Source organism: Dyadobacter sp. NIV53 (assembly GCF_019711195.1).
GTDB lineage: Bacteria > Bacteroidota > Bacteroidia > Cytophagales > Spirosomataceae > Dyadobacter.
Window position 1 is genome coordinate 7,001,861 of sequence record NZ_CP081299.1, and the last position, 15,639, is coordinate 7,017,499.

At 38.8% G+C, this 15,639-nt stretch carries 16 protein-coding genes and 1 pseudogene; 11 read left to right on the forward strand and 6 right to left on the reverse strand.

Annotated elements, in window-relative coordinates; translation table 11 throughout:
* Positions 1-26 precede the first annotated feature (26 nt).
* The 6 genes and pseudogenes from KZC02_RS28785 to lepB (KZC02_RS28810) all read left to right on the forward strand — a co-directional run bounded on the left by KZC02_RS28785 (position 27) and on the right by lepB (KZC02_RS28810) (position 4,893).
* Positions 27-948 (forward strand): annotated as a pseudogene (locus KZC02_RS28785) (ParB/RepB/Spo0J family partition protein).
* Positions 945-1,160, forward strand: a complete 216-nt coding sequence (locus tag KZC02_RS28790; RefSeq protein ID WP_221391823.1) for a hypothetical protein — start codon at positions 945-947, stop codon at positions 1,158-1,160. The pseudogene KZC02_RS28785 and the gene KZC02_RS28790 overlap by 4 nt, the downstream one beginning before the upstream one ends.
* Entirely contained in the window at positions 1,130-1,633 is a 504-nt protein-coding gene (locus tag KZC02_RS28795) for a DUF5683 domain-containing protein (protein ID WP_229253876.1), read from the forward strand. The genes KZC02_RS28790 and KZC02_RS28795 overlap by 31 nt, the downstream gene beginning before the upstream one ends.
* A gap of 55 nt (positions 1,634-1,688) precedes the next feature.
* Positions 1,689-2,408: a 4-hydroxy-tetrahydrodipicolinate reductase gene (gene dapB, locus KZC02_RS28800; protein WP_221391824.1), complete on the forward strand. Its 720-nt coding sequence runs from the start codon at positions 1,689-1,691 to the stop codon at positions 2,406-2,408.
* A gap of 27 nt (positions 2,409-2,435) precedes the next feature.
* Positions 2,436-3,572 (forward strand): signal peptidase I, encoded by a 1,137-nt coding sequence (gene lepB, locus KZC02_RS28805; protein WP_221391825.1) that lies wholly within the window; start codon positions 2,436-2,438, stop codon positions 3,570-3,572.
* Between the two features lie 142 nt (positions 3,573-3,714).
* Complete coding sequence (gene lepB / locus KZC02_RS28810; RefSeq protein ID WP_221391826.1) at positions 3,715-4,893, forward strand: signal peptidase I; 1,179 nt, start codon at positions 3,715-3,717, stop codon at positions 4,891-4,893.
* A gap of 110 nt (positions 4,894-5,003) precedes the next feature.
* On the opposite strand, the gene KZC02_RS32280 is transcribed toward lepB (KZC02_RS28810), so the two are convergent.
* A complete protein-coding gene (locus KZC02_RS32280; protein ID WP_229253877.1) occupies positions 5,004-5,276 on the reverse strand; it encodes an alpha amylase C-terminal domain-containing protein in 273 nt (90 codons plus the stop codon).
* Between the two features lie 37 nt (positions 5,277-5,313).
* Positions 5,314-6,825, reverse strand: a complete 1,512-nt coding sequence (locus KZC02_RS28815) for an alpha-amylase family glycosyl hydrolase (RefSeq protein WP_229253878.1) — start codon at positions 6,823-6,825, stop codon at positions 5,314-5,316.
* 147 nt (positions 6,826-6,972) lie between these two features.
* Here KZC02_RS28815 and dprA point away from each other — a divergent pair, with 147 nt between their 5' ends.
* Together dprA and KZC02_RS28825 are read left to right on the forward strand one after the other, a co-directional pair.
* Complete coding sequence (gene dprA / locus KZC02_RS28820) at positions 6,973-8,106, forward strand: DNA-processing protein DprA (protein ID WP_221391827.1); 1,134 nt, start codon at positions 6,973-6,975, stop codon at positions 8,104-8,106.
* Positions 8,107-8,108: 2 nt separating this feature from the next.
* Positions 8,109-8,738, forward strand: a complete 630-nt coding sequence (locus tag KZC02_RS28825; protein WP_221391828.1) for a helix-turn-helix domain-containing protein — start codon at positions 8,109-8,111, stop codon at positions 8,736-8,738.
* 72 nt (positions 8,739-8,810) lie between these two features.
* Here KZC02_RS28825 and KZC02_RS28830 read toward each other — a convergent pair whose 3' ends face one another.
* Both KZC02_RS28830 and proS read right to left on the reverse strand, forming a co-directional pair.
* A complete protein-coding gene (locus KZC02_RS28830; RefSeq protein WP_221391829.1) occupies positions 8,811-9,242 on the reverse strand; it encodes a peptidylprolyl isomerase in 432 nt (143 codons plus the stop codon).
* A 75-nt stretch (positions 9,243-9,317) separates the two neighbouring features.
* Positions 9,318-10,793: a proline--tRNA ligase gene (gene proS / locus KZC02_RS28835; RefSeq protein ID WP_221391830.1), complete on the reverse strand. Its 1,476-nt coding sequence runs from the start codon at positions 10,791-10,793 to the stop codon at positions 9,318-9,320.
* Positions 10,794-10,977: 184 nt separating this feature from the next.
* Here proS and KZC02_RS32760 point away from each other — a divergent pair, with 184 nt between their 5' ends.
* From KZC02_RS32760 to KZC02_RS28850, 3 genes are all read left to right on the forward strand, one after another.
* Positions 10,978-12,297: a hypothetical protein gene (locus tag KZC02_RS32760; protein ID WP_221391831.1), complete on the forward strand. Its 1,320-nt coding sequence runs from the start codon at positions 10,978-10,980 to the stop codon at positions 12,295-12,297.
* A 119-nt stretch (positions 12,298-12,416) separates the two neighbouring features.
* On the forward strand, positions 12,417-13,208 hold the full coding sequence (locus KZC02_RS28845; RefSeq protein ID WP_221391832.1) for a hypothetical protein: 792 nt from the start codon (positions 12,417-12,419) through the stop codon (positions 13,206-13,208).
* 150 nt (positions 13,209-13,358) lie between these two features.
* Positions 13,359-13,982, forward strand: coding sequence for a hypothetical protein (locus KZC02_RS28850; protein ID WP_221391833.1), 624 nt, complete (start codon positions 13,359-13,361; stop codon positions 13,980-13,982).
* A gap of 50 nt (positions 13,983-14,032) precedes the next feature.
* On the opposite strand, the gene KZC02_RS28855 is transcribed toward KZC02_RS28850, so the two are convergent.
* A complete protein-coding gene (locus tag KZC02_RS28855) occupies positions 14,033-14,536 on the reverse strand; it encodes a shikimate kinase (protein ID WP_221391834.1) in 504 nt (167 codons plus the stop codon).
* Positions 14,536-15,627 (reverse strand): BT_3928 family protein, encoded by a 1,092-nt coding sequence (locus KZC02_RS28860; RefSeq protein ID WP_221391835.1) that lies wholly within the window; start codon positions 15,625-15,627, stop codon positions 14,536-14,538. The genes KZC02_RS28855 and KZC02_RS28860 overlap by 1 nt, the downstream gene beginning before the upstream one ends.
* Positions 15,628-15,639 lie beyond the last annotated feature (12 nt).

A 15,639-nucleotide genomic window follows, 5' to 3' on the forward strand; every position in this document is an offset into this window, starting at 1 on the left:
ACCAAATCTGAATAGCTGGAACACACATGGAAACGAGTAATAAAAATAAAAAAATGACAGGTCTTGGCAGAGGTTTAGGAGCCTTGCTACAGGATTCAGATAAAGTAAGTCCGCGTTCCAATACCCGTACCTCTTATGAGGTGGTTGGTTCCATGAACGAGATACCAATAAGCCAGATTGAAGCAAATCCATACCAGCCCAGGACAAAGTTTGATCAGGAAGCTCTTCAGGAACTTGCAGATTCTATTCGTGTGCAGGGAATAATTCAACCTATTACTGTTCGTCAAACCGGCGAAGGTGCTTTTCAGATCATTTCAGGAGAACGGCGTTTGCAGGCATCAAGGTCAATTGGCATGTCGAGCATACCAGCTTACATCCGTACAGCCAATGATCAGCAAATGCTGGAAATGGCTTTGATCGAGAATATTCAGCGAGAAAACCTTAACTCAATAGAAATTGCACTTAGCTATCAGCGTTTGATACTGGAATGTAACCTCAAACAGGAAGAACTGGGCGTTCGCGTAGGTAAAAACAGGACAACGGTTAATAATTACATTCGTTTACTGGAAGCTTCCTCCGGTGATTCAGGCTGCACTTCGCGATAATAAAATCAGCATGGGACATGCGCGGGCAATTATTACAATCAACAGCGACATGAGCCAGCTTAAAATTTTCAATAAAACCATTGAAGAAGGCTGGTCGGTTAGAAAGGTTGAAGAAGAAGTGCGTAAGCTTGGCCTGATGAGCAATATATCTTTTGCCGCTAAAAAACAGGTTATAATTAATCAGGAAATAAAGTCGTTACAGTTTCAGTTGTCTTCATTTTTTGGAGCAAAAGTTTCGGTGAAGAGTGACAATGATCATAAAGGAGAAATCAAAATTCCTTTCACTTCGCAGGATGATTTGAAAAAGATTTTAGAAACCTTGAAATTTAACAAAAAAGCTTGAAAAATTGGTTTTGGATTGTGCTGTTTCTGCTCATTGCATATGAAGGAAAAAGCCAGAAAGCTGCAAAAGATAGTTTGAATAATAAAAAGAATACCATAATAGTTTCTGATACAACTATCAGTGCTGTTAATGATTCTTTAAAGGTTATTATTGGAAAAGATGGCAGAAAAAATTTATCCCAGTGCCGAAAAAAGCTACCAGACTGGCTTTAATTCCTGGCTTTGGGCAAATTTACAACCGGGACTATTGGAAACTGCCGCTCATTTATCTTTCGATAGGAGGAGGCCTTTACGCATATCATCTGAATTCAATAAAATACCAGGATTTTCTTAAAGCCTATAATTCTTTTTATAACTTAGAAACTGGGGAATTGGCTACTGGTGTTACTACTGACACAAAAAAAATTGTTAAAGTACGTAATTTATTCAATACGAGTTTTGTAATGGATTCAGCATCCAGAGATGCCATTGACAGACAAAAAAACTACTGGCGCAGAAATAAAAATCTATCAATTATAGTAACAGGTTTGATTTATACCCTGACTATTGTTGAAGCCAATGTAGCAGCACATTTGAAAACTTTTGATCTGTCCGATGATCTGACATTCAGGATTGAACCGAAGATCAGCCAGCCATTGATGCGGCAGCCAGCACCAGGGGTTCGTCTGGTTTTCAATTTTAAATAAATAGTAACCCGTACCGGCATTTTTGCATTAACACAGCTGGTAAAAAAGTAAATAAATGAAAATATTATTGCTGGGATACGGCAAAATGGGGAAAACGATTGAAAAAATTGCCATTGAAAGAGGGCATAGCATCGTTGGTAAAATTGATCTGCAAAATCGAGCTGACATGGATCAGCTTCAATCCACGGATGTTGATGTGGCAATAGAATTCAGTTCACCCGAATCGGCTTTTGATAATATTACCTATTGTCTGAAAAAAGGTTGGCCAATAGTAAGTGGCACAACAGGATGGTTGGAACATCGCACTGAAATAGAAACACTATGTAAGGAAAAAAATGGGTCGTTTTTCTATGCTTCTAATTATAGTATTGGAGTAAATCTTTTTTTCAGGCTGAACAGGCAACTTGCACGATTAATGAACGGACATGGTTATCATGCTTCGATGACTGAAATCCACCATATACATAAACTGGATGCTCCAAGCGGTACTGCTATTACACTTGCAGAAGGTTTAATAGATGAGGCTGTTGATTTGGAAGGTTGGAAACTAGCACCTGAAAATGGACAAAATTATTTGCAAATCGTTTCCGAGAGAGAAGGCGAAGTCCCGGGAACGCATATCATCAGGTACGAGTCGGAAGTAGACCGGATTGAAATTTCGCATACTGCACACAATCGTGCTGGTTTTGCATTGGGTGCTGTTATTTCTGCCGAATGGCTTCCTGGCAGGCATGGTGTATTTGGAATGAATGATCTTTTGAAAAATCTCGATTAAAATATTTAACTCTCAATAATACATAGCATGGCTATTAATAAAGAAATGACTGCCCAACCTGTTGCTTATAGAAAGCATAAATCAGCAGTAAGGGAATGGTTCGATTCAATACTTTTTGCAGTTATTGCCGCCACACTTATCCGCTGGTTGTTTTTTGAAGCATTTACAATTCCTACACCTTCCATGGAAAACAGTCTTTTGGTAGGGGATTTTCTTTTTGTCAGTAAGTTGCATTACGGCACACGTACACCAAAAACACCATTACAGGTACCATTAACGCATCAAACCATTTGGGGAACCAACATTCCTTCTTATACGGATGCTATTCAGTTACCTCAATATCGCCTGCCAGGTTTCAGTGATGTGAAACGTGGTGATGTGGTTGTTTTCAATTATCCTCCCGAATTGCAGCATCCGGTTGATTTGAAAACGAATTATATTAAACGATGTGTTGGTTTACCTGGTGATAAGCTGGAAGTAAGGGATTTACAGGTTTACACAAATGGTGTAGCAATGGTAAATCCGCCAAGAATGGAAGATGAATACTTTGTTGCCACAACTACTACTGTAAATGAAACAAAGGTTTTTAAGGAAAACGGGATTTCGGAATATCATCCTTACACCGAAAGTTTTAATGATACAATAGCAGCTAATGACCAACAGGGCTATCTGGTTTTTACCACAACAGAGATCGCAGCCAAGCTAAAAGCATTCGATTTTGTTAAAAGTATTACGTTGGTAAAATCGCCAAAAGAAATCAGTGAACCAATGTTGTATCCAAATTCTCCGTTATTTAAATGGAACCGGGATAACTACGGGCCAATCACAATTCCAAAAGAAGGAATGACAGTAAATCTTACCCCGGAAAATATTGCAACTTATGGTACTGTAATTAAAAGTTATGAAGGAAATGATGACGTTGTTATTGATACATCATCCATTAAAGTAGGAGGAAAGGCAATAACCAGTTATACTTTCAAACAGGACTACTATTTTATGATGGGAGATAATCGTCACAATTCGGCTGATTCGCGTTATTGGGGTTTTGTTCCAAAAGATCACATCGTTGGAAAAGCCGTATTTGTCTGGATGTCAATTGATCCGGATCCTACAAGTTTCTTTAGTAAAATTCGTTGGAACAGATTATTCAGAGTCATAAACTAAGATAGGTTTTTAGTAATAATATTAAGAGAGCCAACTATCAGGGCTCTCTTTTTTTATTGTTGTTTGTATATTCAATAAACTGATATATATTTGTTTATTCTTTATCTGAAACAGTATTTTTATATTTAACTTATAACAACAAATGGAAATAGCGAATGCCATGAAGATCAGCACTGAACCTGCTAAAAAGAAATCTGCTTTTCGGGAATGGATTGATTCTGTACTATTTGCAGTTACAGCCGCAGTAATAATCCGCTGGTTGTTTTTCAGTGCTTTCGTTATTCCTACACCATCCATGGAAAACACTCTTCTGGTGGGAGATTATTTGTTTGTTAGCCGAATACATTATGGAACTACTACACCTATTACTCCATTGCAGGTTCCATTAACCCATCAGACTATCTGGGGTACAAGTATTCCTTCATATCTTGACTGGATTCAGTTGCCTCAATTTCGCTTACCAGGAATTACAGATGTGAAGAGGGGAGATGTCGTAGTTTTTAATCTGCCGGTTGAACATCCGGATTTATATTCAAAATACGGTTCAGTTTTGCCAGACCTTAAACCACACCCGACGGATCTGCGTTCTAATTATATCAAACGTTGTGTTGCAATATCAGGTGATAAATTAGAAGTTCGTAACGGTCAGGTATATGTTAATGGTAAAGCTGAAACAAATCCACCACGTATACAAAGTGAATATTTTGTATCAACGGGTGCTCCTGTAAACGAACTTAATATTTTCAGAAAAAATGGAATTACAGATTATTCGCCTTTTACCGAAACATATAATGATACGATAACCGACAATGATGAGTTTGGTTATATTGTAAAAACTACGGCTGATCTTGCTTCGAAGTTGAAAGGATATGATTTTGTAAAAAGGGTAGAAGCCGTATTAATGCCGAAGGAGTTAAAAGAACCACAGTTATTTCCGGCTTCGGAACAATTACATTGGAATAAAGATAATTATGGTCCTGTTCTGGTTCCTACAAAAGGAATGAAAGTAAGTTTGACTTCACAAAATATTGCCTTATACGGAGAAATAATTAAAAGCTACGACGGGAATGAAAATGTAGGTATTGAACCCAATCGGATAACTCAAAATGGTAAGCCGCTGGAAAGTTATACTTTCAAACAGGACTATTATTTCATGATGGGAGATAACCGTCATAATTCGGCAGACTCCCGTTACTGGGGATTTGTTCCAAAGGATCACATTGTAGGAAAAGCAATATTTGTATGGATGTCTCTTGATCCCAATCCCACCAGCTTCGTAAATAAAATCAGGTGGGACAGGATTTTCAGAGTGATCAATTGAGTTTAAAGTTTACGAGAGTTTAAAGTTTAAAAGTTCAAGAGTTCAAAGTTGCTGCCAACTTTAAACTTTTAACTCTCAACTTTTAAACTCTTAAACTTTAAACTCTTAAACTACTCTTCCTGAGAATAAATTAGAGCAGTATAAGGTGGAATATTAAGAGATGCGTGAACAGGAAGACCGTCGAATTCTCCTTCTACTGTGTCCAAATCAAATACTCCCTGGTTAGAAAATTCAGGATCGTACTGGCCAGCATCACTATTTAAACGCAGATGCCATTTTCCAGCTCTTGGGAAACCAACTTTATAATCCGCAAACGTCTCAGTAGAAAAATTTAAAATGACCACAACACTATCTTTTGGGCCACCATTTTGCCAGCGATGCATGATAATAATTTTCTTATCATTGTCGGCGCGTATAAATTCAACCTCTTGTCCCTGAAGGCCAGCTGTTACGCCAAACCAGTTCCTTGCGCAAGTGTATCATATCACGATGCAGTGCTGCGAATCCGCTGAATTTTTCCAGTCGCGTCCAATCAATTGGATCGGTATCCGAAAACCATTTATCTTCAAGTAACGGCTGTCCCTGAAATATCATCGGAATGCCGGGAGAAGTTAGAACAAGAGCTACCCCAAGTGCAGCCCTTTTTTTTGAGTACCAATTATTTACGTCACCGTTTGCTATTTCCTCTGCTACTCGGGCTTGTCCATTTGCTACTTCATCATGTGATTCAGTATAAATAATACGTTGGAATGCATCCAGGTTATATCGGTTTTTAACAGCTTCCACAATGCTGTTCATATCCCGGTCTTTATCATTTTGAGTAATTATTGCGTCTCGCACTGAATGAACAAACTTTGCATCCCATTGAGAACCATAACCTAAGCCATCATTGTTAATGGTATCGGTAATACATTCAAGCGAGTGCATGTCTTCGGCGATGGTAATTTTATTGGTGAAATTTTCACGAATGTCTTTATTAATCCATTGCATTAATGAGATTCCTTCGGGTATGTCATTACCTGGATTTCCATCTGCTTTCACATTACGGATATAAGGAACCATATCCATTCTCAAACCATCCACATGAAAATCTTTAATCCACATCAGGGCATTGTCATGTATATATTGCCGTACTTCACCACGTCCGTAATCCGGACGGGTATTTCCCCAGGGAGTTTCTGAACGCCAGTCGTTATAAAAATATATTCCGCCGCCATCATTTTCCTGCCATCCATCAAACTGCCAAAGATCCATATCTGAAGGCCCGAAGTGATTATAAACAACATCCAATATTACCGCAATACCAGCTTCGTGTGCAGCTTTTACGAATGTCTTAAGTCCGTCCGGCCCGCCGTAGTCCGACTCAATAGCGAAAGGATTCGCAGGATTGTATCCCCAGGAACGCGACCCGGGAAATTCAGCACATGGCATTAATTCAACAGCATTAAAGCCCATATCTTTTAGGTATCCTAACTTTTCAATAGCTGTGTACAGTGTACCGATTGAGTTTTCATCAGGTGCATTAAATGTACCAACGTGTAATTCATAAATAACCAGTTCGTGCCAGGATGGAATTTGAAAGTCCTCGTTATTCCAACCAAATGACGAATGGCTATAAACTATTCCGTTTCCAGCCGAATTTGTCATTTGCAAGGCGTAAGGATCATTTCTCATAAAATCGCCAGAAGGTGTTTTCAGCGCGAATTTATATTCGTCACCAATTTTGGAATTATCAACAAGAACACCCCAAAAGCCGTTTTCTTCAGCCTGCAAAGGATTTGAATCTTCCTTCCAGTCATTAAAACTGCCTACGACCGATACGCTTTTGGCATGTGGCGCCCAAACCCTGTAATAAACTCCTTCAGGATAATATGTAGCACCCATACCTTCAAAATGTTGTAAAGTGTGCGCATCAATCTCTTGGTTTTCCATATATGATTTAAAAAATTTGTTATTTTTGATGATAGTCTGAATAACTTTTTATTGCAAAACTTATGCCAAAATTTTTCGCTGGGTTCAAGGCTTAATTTTGATCAGATTTGTCTTCATCAATAATTTAAGAATATCAAACACACTATTATGTTGCCGTCACTGGAAAATGAAAAGATTAGTACGTTGGCACTTATTCACACGCCGGGAATAGGATCTGTAACAGTCAGACAATTAATTAGTTACTGCGGCGGTGCTTCAAAAGTATTCACCTCTGATTACAAAAAGCTTATTAAAATACCAGGAATCGGTGATAAAGTTGCCCGTTCAATTTTAAACGGAGGCGGATTTGCTTTTGCGGAAAAGGAATTTGTGGACTGTGGTAAATCAGACACACAGCTTCACTTTGTTACGGACAAAACTTATCCGGGCAGGCTGAAATCTCTATACGATGCACCAGTTGTTCTATATTCCAGAGGACAATTTGACTTCAATCAGCAAAGAACGGTTGGTATTGTCGGAACCCGGCAAATAAGTGAGTATGGGAAAACTGTTACGGAAACTATCATAAAGGAACTCGTTCCGTTTCAGGCATTAATCGTCAGCGGACTGGCTTACGGGGTTGACATAACTGCTCATAGGGCATGTTTAAAAAATGGTTTGCCAACAATAGGGGTAATGGCTAGTGGGCTGGATGTCATATATCCTGCTGTACATCAGCGAACGGCACAGGAAATGCAGGTTCATGGAGGAATTGTTACGGAAAACGCGCTGGCGACCAAACCGGATTTCATGAGATTTCCCGCCAGGAACAGAATTATTGCGGGGCTAAGTGATGTTACAATAGTTGTAGAATCTGCAAAAAAAGGTGGAAGCCTAATTACAGTCGAGTTTGCACAAAATTATCACCGTGATGTATTTGCAGTACCCGGAAATCTCAGTAGCCCGCAGTCAGAAGGATGTAACCAGCTGATCAGAGATAATAAGGCAGCTATTTTTACATCGGTTCAGGATATGGCGATGGCAATAGGCTGGAATTTAGATCAGGAACTAAATAACGGATTAGTAAAACAATTCGAAAAGGAGATTCCAATGAGTTTTGATGGGTTTACACAGGATGAAGGCCAGGTGCTGGGAATGTTAAGACAAAAAGGAAATATGCAGATAGATGATTTGTCGTGGCAAAGCGGTATGCATCTTAATAAATTAGCAACGTTATTATTAAATCTTGAATTTCAGGGCATGATAAAGTCACTGCCAGGAAAAAAATATGGATTAATTTAAATATGAATAAAAGCACCATTCAACTAATAAAACAAGGAGAAGGCTTAGCCATTGAATTTAAAAAAACGATTGACAGTCCATATAAAATTGCTAAAACGATCACATCGTTTGCCAATACATCCGGTGGGGTTCTTTTGATAGGCGTGGACGATGCAGGATTGATATCGGGAATTTACTCAGAACTTGAAGAATTGCAAAAGCTGGAAAAAGCTGCTGGTCAGCTCATTGAGGAACCCGTTTTATTACATTTAAACACAGAAATAATTGATAATAAGAAAATTCTGCGGGTTGAAATAATTGAAAGTGCAGGCAAACCTCATTATGCAATTAATGAGAAAAATGAGCGGATCATTTATATTCGGGTGAAGGACAAAAGTGTACCAATTCCAAAGCTTTTAATTGCGGGAGAAGGAGATTTTGATACAGAAAAATTACTGGCCACACGACATGTTAAATCTTTGATTACATATTTAAAATCAACGGATTCTGTTACAGCCCGAGCATTCGCCAGAATCATAAATATTTCTGAAAAAAGGGCAGAACGCATGCTGAATGAACTTGCAGCCAGACAAATACTGCTAAAATTGAGTAAAGTAAAACCGGAAACTTACAGCCTCAAATGGGCGAAATGAAAAACGTTTGTTAAAATATAATCACGAAGATTCATTTTTAACAAACGTTTTAAAGATAGACTTCAGAAATGTTTAGTCGATTCCTACCAATTCCAGTTCAAAAATCAAATCCTGACCTGCCAGAGGATGATTTGCATCCAGAAGTACAAATTCTTCGGTTACCTCTTTAATTACAACAGGAATTACTTGTCCGTTTCCATCCTGATGCATATTTAAAGTGCCGCCAATTTCCAATGGAATTTCAGCAGGGATCTGAGCGCGTTCGAAATTAATGATCATGTCTTCATTAATAGGCCCGTAAGCATCTTCGTTTGGAATATTAATCGTTTTTTTATCTCCAATCACCATTCCGGTAACTCCGTCATCAAATCCTTTAATAACTTGTCCGCTTCCCAGTTGGAAAACCAAAGGCTCACGTCCTTCTGAAGAGTCAAAAAGTTGTCCGTCAGGAAGAGTTCCTTTATAATGAACTTTTACGTTATCTCCTGCTTGTGCTTGTTTCATTTCAGTAATATCTTAATTGGTTAAAAATGAGTTAATAAGTACTCTGGTAAACTAATTATACCAATACTTTGATGATTAATATGCTCTTGCAAAAACAACTCTTCTGAAAGATGGTTTACCAGAATAAATGCAAACACCGCTTTCCTCTTCTGCGTTCAATGGAATGCATCTGATCGTTGCTTTTGTTTCTTCCTTAATCTTTTCTTCTGTTTCTGGTGTACCATCCCAATGAGCAAGGATAAACCCGCCTTTTGAATCCAGTACACTATTAAATTCTTCAAATGTATCAACACGAAATGTGTTTTCTTCACGGAACGCCAGTGCCTTGTTGTAGATTGATTCCTGAATATTATCAAGCAGGTCAGTAATATACAAGGCGATTCCTTCCAGGGAAACTGTTTCCTTGGTTTTGGTATCACGACGTGCAACTTCAACCGTGCCATTTTCCAGGTCACGAGCACCCATTGCAAGGCGAACCGGTACACCTTTTAATTCGTACTCCGCGAATTTGTAGCCTGGTTTGTAAGCATCATTATTATCGAATTTAACACTTACACCAAGTTTTTTCAGTTGCTTTTTTATCTCATCAGCTTTTTCAGAAATCTGGGCAAGCTGTTCTTCATTTTTGTATATCGGAACTATCACAACCTGGATAGGAGCCAGCTTGGGCGGTAAAACCAATCCGCTGTCATCCGAATGTGCCATGATCAACGCACCCATTAAACGTGTGCTTACACCCCATGAGGTTCCCCACACATATTCGAGCTTACCGTCTTTGTCCTGAAATTTTACATCAAATGCAGTTGCAAAATTTTGTCCGAGAAAATGAGATGTTCCTGTTTGTAATGCCTTACCGTCCTGCATCAGAGCTTCTATACAATAGGTTTCCACGGCTCCGGCAAATCTCTCATTTGCAGATTTGATACCTTTCAAAACGGGTAATGCCATCCATTCTTCCGCAAACTGCGCGTAGATGTTCAGCATTTGCTCCGTTTCTGCAATCGCTTCTCCAGAGGTAGAATGTGCAGTATGGCCTTCCTGCCATAAGAATTCAGTAGTACGTAAAAATAAGCGGGTGCGCATTTCCCAACGAACTACATTTGCCCATTGGTTAATCAGCAAAGGAAGATCCCGGTAGGATTGTATCCAGTTTTTATATGTACTCCAAATTACCGTCTCGGATGTAGGGCGAACAATAAGTTCTTCTTCCAGTTTCGCATCCGGATCTACAATGACTCCTTTACCATCCGGATCGTTTTTCAATCTGTAGTGCGTAACAACTGCACACTCTTTTGCGAAGCCTTCCACATGTGAGGCTTCTTTACTCAGATAAGATTTTGGGATGAATAAAGGAAAATAAGCATTGGAATGACCAGTTTCCTTAAACATATCATCCAGCGCCCGCTGCATTTTTTCCCAGATAGAATAACCATAGGGTTTTATTACCATACAGCCTCTAACTGCCGAGTTTTCAGCCAAATCGGCTCTTTTTACTAGTTCATTGTACCATTCGGAGTAGTTTTCACTTCGGGTTGGTAAGGCTTTACTCATTCTTAGGATTATTTTGTAAATGAAAAGGAGTATAACGATGCGTAATACAGTCTTTTTTTAGAAGTTGCAAAGATAGTTTTTTATGTTAACTTTGGAATTAATGTAACTGCAATGATGTTTAATTCGTATTAATGGAACGAAATTTATATGTTCATTATAGATCAAATTTTAACCCTTTAAAGCCATGAAAATGATGAATGGAGCAAAATATTTGTCTTTATTAGTGCTGCTGGGAGCTTGGGGATGTACAAAGAGTCAATATTCTGGCAGTGGCTATGATGACCTCTATGGTGGAAACCCAAATTCTGGAGTAGTAATCAGAGATCAGAATGGAAACCAGGAATATTCCCGCACGGACAATCCGGATTATACAAGTACCCAGGATCCCAATGCCGGAACGAGCGATTATTATGATGATACATATCTTTCATCACGCGGTGTTCAGCGTCAGCTATCCTCAAACAGTGTAGGTTACAATGCTGGCTTTGCAGACGGTTACAGCCAGGCAACTACCAGATACTCCAACAATTACAATAGCGGTTTGGGCTCTTACTGGCCTGGAAGTTCAGTCAATATAGGTTTTGGAAGCATGTTTGGTATGCGTTCATATCTAGGTCTTGGATTCGGAATGGGATCTATGTTAGGATATTCACCTTTCGGTTATGGCAGTATGATGGGTTATAGTCCTTTTGGATACAGCCCATTTGGATATAGTCCATTCGGATATGGCGGATTTGGAAGTATGTATGGCTATGGCAGCAGCATGTATGGCTACGGTTTATATGATAGTTATTATGGTGGTTTTGGAGGCTACGGATATAATCCATGGGCTTACAGTTATCCCGTTGTAATTGTGAACAACAATTATGAAAGACAGGGTTTAACCCGTACTTATGGACCGCGCGGAACGAGTGGCAGTGCAAGAAATACTGACCGTTACAATTCAGGATTTGTAAATTCCCGTTCCAACTCAACAGGTTCTGATCGCGGATCAAGGAGATCTGCATACAATGGAAGCGATACTTACAGCTCGCCAAGATCTTCAAGATCAGAACGTAGTAGTAATTCATATACAGGAGGAAGAACCAGTACTGAATCGACTGGTGCCCGTAGTTATTCAAGAAGCGCAGGTGAAGGAAATGATGTTTATTATGCACGCCCTCGTTCGTCATCGTCAAGTAACTATTCTACTGATGGTCTGAGTTCAGGTAATTCATCACGTTCTACAAGAAACAGCAGCTCATACAGTGCTCCATCTTATAGTTCGCCGTCATCATCATACAGTGCTCCTTCAAGAAGTCAGTCTAATTACAGTACGCCGTCGCGCAGCAGCAGTTCTTATTCTGCTCCTGGCAGAAGCAGTGAATCTTACAGCGCTCCTTCAAGGAGTTACAGTGCACCAAGCCCAAGTTATAGCGCACCATCCAGAAGTTACAGTGCACCGAGTGCGCCATCTGGTGGTGGAGGTGGCGGTGGACGTTCTTCGTCAAGAGGTCCGAGATAATTGTATCTGAAAGTTATAAGTAAGAAATATAAGATTTATTTAACCCTGCAAAATGTCATAATTTTGCAGGGTTTTCGTTTAAATTGAAGACGTAATTTATTAGTAATTTTAAATTGAACATGACAAAATCAGGAGTTTATGCCGGTTTTATATTGAGTATATTTATTTCTGTTCCGGTCGTTGCACAGTATGCAGGTGATGCCTTCCGGTATTCAGAGATCAATCAAACGGGTACAGCCCGTTTTCAGGGATTAGGCGGTAACCATGCAGCATTGGGAGGGGATGCAAGTACTATAAGCGGTAACCCGGCAGGTTTGGGATTTTATAATCGTTCGGAGTTTTCAATTAGTCCGGCAGTTGCCAATATCAATACAGACAGCAGATATATTGACAGACTCACCACTGATGGAAAGTCGAATTTTAATTTGTCCAATGCCTCATTAGTAATTTCCAGCAAACCAGGATTCCAAAGGAAGTGGAAACGTTCTTCACTGGGAATTTCCTTTTCCCGTCAGCAATCTTTTCAAAACAGATTCAGCTACTCCGGATTGAATAATAAAAGTGCTTACGTGGACAAAGTAGTAGAAGATGCCGACGCCGTGGGCTGGAAAGATAAGGATTACGAAGACGAGTATGCTGATAATAATCAAAGCATACAGTATCTGGATCATGCCTACTATTATCAGAAAATGATTTACCCAACTAAGTTTGTTTCTACCACAGAAGGATATGGTCCTCCATACGCACGCGATGACAGAAATAATCCAACAGATCAAACAGGTGAATTTGAATCGAAAGGTGCTAATACGCAATGGACATTTACATATGCAGGAAATTATGATGATAAACTATACATTGGTGGATCTGTTGGTTTTAATAGAATCAAATATTCTTATTTCCACACTCTATAGGATATTTATACGAATCCAACGGTTTTTCGTTCATCTATAAAGGGAGAGGATCTTACTGTAACCGGAAATGGTATTAATGCGACTCTGGGTATTATTTATAAGGTTTCGCCGATTATCCAATTTGGCGGTTCTCTTACTACTCCAACTTTTATGAGAATTAATGAAACGTTTAATCAAAACCTCACTACTGATTATATTCCAGGATCGCTTAATGATGACCAGGGAAGAGATATAGGTCCAACTGGCAATTTTGTGGCCTTGGTTCCACGGGATTTTAAATATTCAATCATTAGCCCATTAAGAGGATCAGCAGGAGTTACATACTTTTTTACCGATAAAGGATTTATTACCGGCTCATTAGAGTATGTCGGATATTCAGGAATGCGAGCGCGTACCAAATACAGCACTGTTGCAAACGAGAATAAGGATTTTAATGAATCAAGCAAAATTGAAATAAAGGATACTTATAAAAGTGGTATAAATGCACGTGTAGGTGGAGAATACAGGGCAGGATTATTTCGTGGAAGGCTTGGACTTGCTTATCTTTCAGACCCTTACAAAGATTTAAATGATGGAATTAATAGAAGTAAATTACTTTTTTCAGCAGGAGCGGGTGTCCGGAATGATCGTTTTTTTGCAGATGTATCAGGAACCGTTTCTACTTTTAAATCAGCTTACACTCCATATGTGCTTAACAATGCACAGGATTATTCTTCTGTTGATATATCAAATCGTACTTTTAATGTTATGCTGACCGTAGGAACATTCTTTTAAAAAAAATACTGTTATAAAAAACCGGAACCCATTTTTGAGTTCCGGCTTTTTTACAACAGTACAGTTAGCGCTTCTAAAATATTACCTACATCAATTTCTCCTTTTATAATAAGATCTGCCTGTGAATAATAAGGCAGTCTTTCAATAATTTTTAGCTTTAATGCATTTTCTAAGGAAGCTGCTCCTGATAAAACCGGCCTGTCGTCTTTTCCATGATTTTCTATTCTTTTAGCCAGGTCAGTTGCTGAAACATCAAGAAAAATGCTGATTCCCAGATTTTTAATGAAATCCATATTATCATAAAAACAAGGCGTTCCACCTCCCGAAGCCAAAACGACATTACTTTCCGGTGCTATTTCTTTTAAGATCCTGCTTTCGACTTCTCTGAAATATGTTTCCCCCTTTTGGGAAAATATAGTGCTGATATCACATCCCTGATCTTTTTCAATCAACTTGTCCAAATCGACAAATCTGTAACCTAATGATCTTGAAAGCTTCTTTCCTAATGTCGATTTCCCGGAAGACATCATTCCTATTAAAATAATATTTTTCATTATTTGACCAGTCTTACTACTTCGTCGGCAGTTGGCGTATCATTGTAATGCCATTTGCCTTTTACCGTACCATCTTTTAAAAGCCATAGACCAGGATTCGATCTTGAAATTGTTTTCAGCACCGTTGCATCCACAAAGTAAAATGGCACAGTAAATTGATGCTGTTTAAGGAAATTTACAATTTCGCCGCTATCTCCTGAGGTAAGAATAATTGGTTCTACTCCTTTTCCTTTTACATTATTGATCAGCTTACTGATATCCGGCAAGGCCGCTGTATTGATATCCGTAAAGTTTTTAATTATCAGAAATAATTTATTTCCCTTAAAAGTATTTTCAGTGAAATCACCTTCATCATTCCAAACCTTGTAATCTGTAATTTTGGGTTTTGCTTCTTCATTCAATACTATCATATCCTTAAATACAAGTGTAGTATCGCTGGGATATTTCTCAAATTCGTATGTCTTTCCACCTTTTTCAAAAACATACTGATAGCGTAGTGGTTCGGATGGTTTCAGTTGGGCTGGAATATTGGCACCCACGCGGTAAGGAAGCAAATCAAAAAGTGGCAAGTGGCGTAATGCATAAACTGCAATTCCGAGTGAAGCTATTGTAGATATAATGACTACGATACCAGTAGCCAGAGGCCTGAATTTTTTTCTGTAATATACTATGATGAGTATCAGGATAAGCAAAAGCAGGTCTTTGCTAAATGAAGTCCATGGAGTCAATTTGATGGCAGCACCAAAACAACCGCAATCCGTTACTTTATTGAAATAGGCTGAATAAAAAGTCAAAAATGTAAAAAAGACAATGATAAACAGCAGAAGCCATGAGGTTGTTCTTGGCTTGTAAGCAACCAGCAGGGCAATTCCTAAAACAACTTCGGCTGTACAAAGAAATACAGAAAAGTAAAGAGCTAAAGGAACAAGCGACATGAAAAAATCATGAAAACGGGGCAGGTCCTCAGCAAATACTTCAAAATATTCTTCAAGTTTATATTGCGTACCAAGCGGATCATTCAGTTTGATCAGTCCAGAGAAAATAAATAGTAATCCAACTATGACACGGGAAATCTGCGCAGGAATTTTCATTTCAATTTATTA

Coding starts and splice junctions, on each gene's coding strand:
- dapB (WP_221391824.1), top strand. CDS start 1,689: ATGAAAATATTATTGCTGGGATACGGCAAAATGGGGAAAACGATTGAA.
- proS (WP_221391830.1), bottom strand. CDS start 10,793: ATGAGTAAAGCCTTACCAACCCGAAGTGAAAACTACTCCGAATGGTAC.
- KZC02_RS28825 (WP_221391828.1), top strand. CDS start 8,109: ATGAATAAAAGCACCATTCAACTAATAAAACAAGGAGAAGGCTTAGCC.
- KZC02_RS28850 (WP_221391833.1), top strand. CDS start 13,359: ATGAGAATTAATGAAACGTTTAATCAAAACCTCACTACTGATTATATT.
- KZC02_RS28830 (WP_221391829.1), bottom strand. CDS start 9,242: ATGAAACAAGCACAAGCAGGAGATAACGTAAAAGTTCATTATAAAGGA.
- KZC02_RS28845 (WP_221391832.1), top strand. CDS start 12,417: ATGACAAAATCAGGAGTTTATGCCGGTTTTATATTGAGTATATTTATT.
- KZC02_RS28860 (WP_221391835.1), bottom strand. CDS start 15,627: ATGAAAATTCCTGCGCAGATTTCCCGTGTCATAGTTGGATTACTATTT.
- lepB (WP_221391826.1), top strand. CDS start 3,715: ATGGAAATAGCGAATGCCATGAAGATCAGCACTGAACCTGCTAAAAAG.
- KZC02_RS28815 (WP_229253878.1), bottom strand. CDS start 6,825: ATGGAAAACCAAGAGATTGATGCGCACACTTTACAACATTTTGAAGGT.
- KZC02_RS32760 (WP_221391831.1), top strand. CDS start 10,978: ATGAAAATGATGAATGGAGCAAAATATTTGTCTTTATTAGTGCTGCTG.
- KZC02_RS28855 (WP_221391834.1), bottom strand. CDS start 14,536: ATGAAAAATATTATTTTAATAGGAATGATGTCTTCCGGGAAATCGACA.
- dprA (WP_221391827.1), top strand. CDS start 6,973: ATGTTGCCGTCACTGGAAAATGAAAAGATTAGTACGTTGGCACTTATT.
- KZC02_RS32280 (WP_229253877.1), bottom strand. CDS start 5,276: ATGCATCGCTGGCAAAATGGTGGCCCAAAAGATAGTGTTGTGGTCATT.
- lepB (WP_221391825.1), top strand. CDS start 2,436: ATGGCTATTAATAAAGAAATGACTGCCCAACCTGTTGCTTATAGAAAG.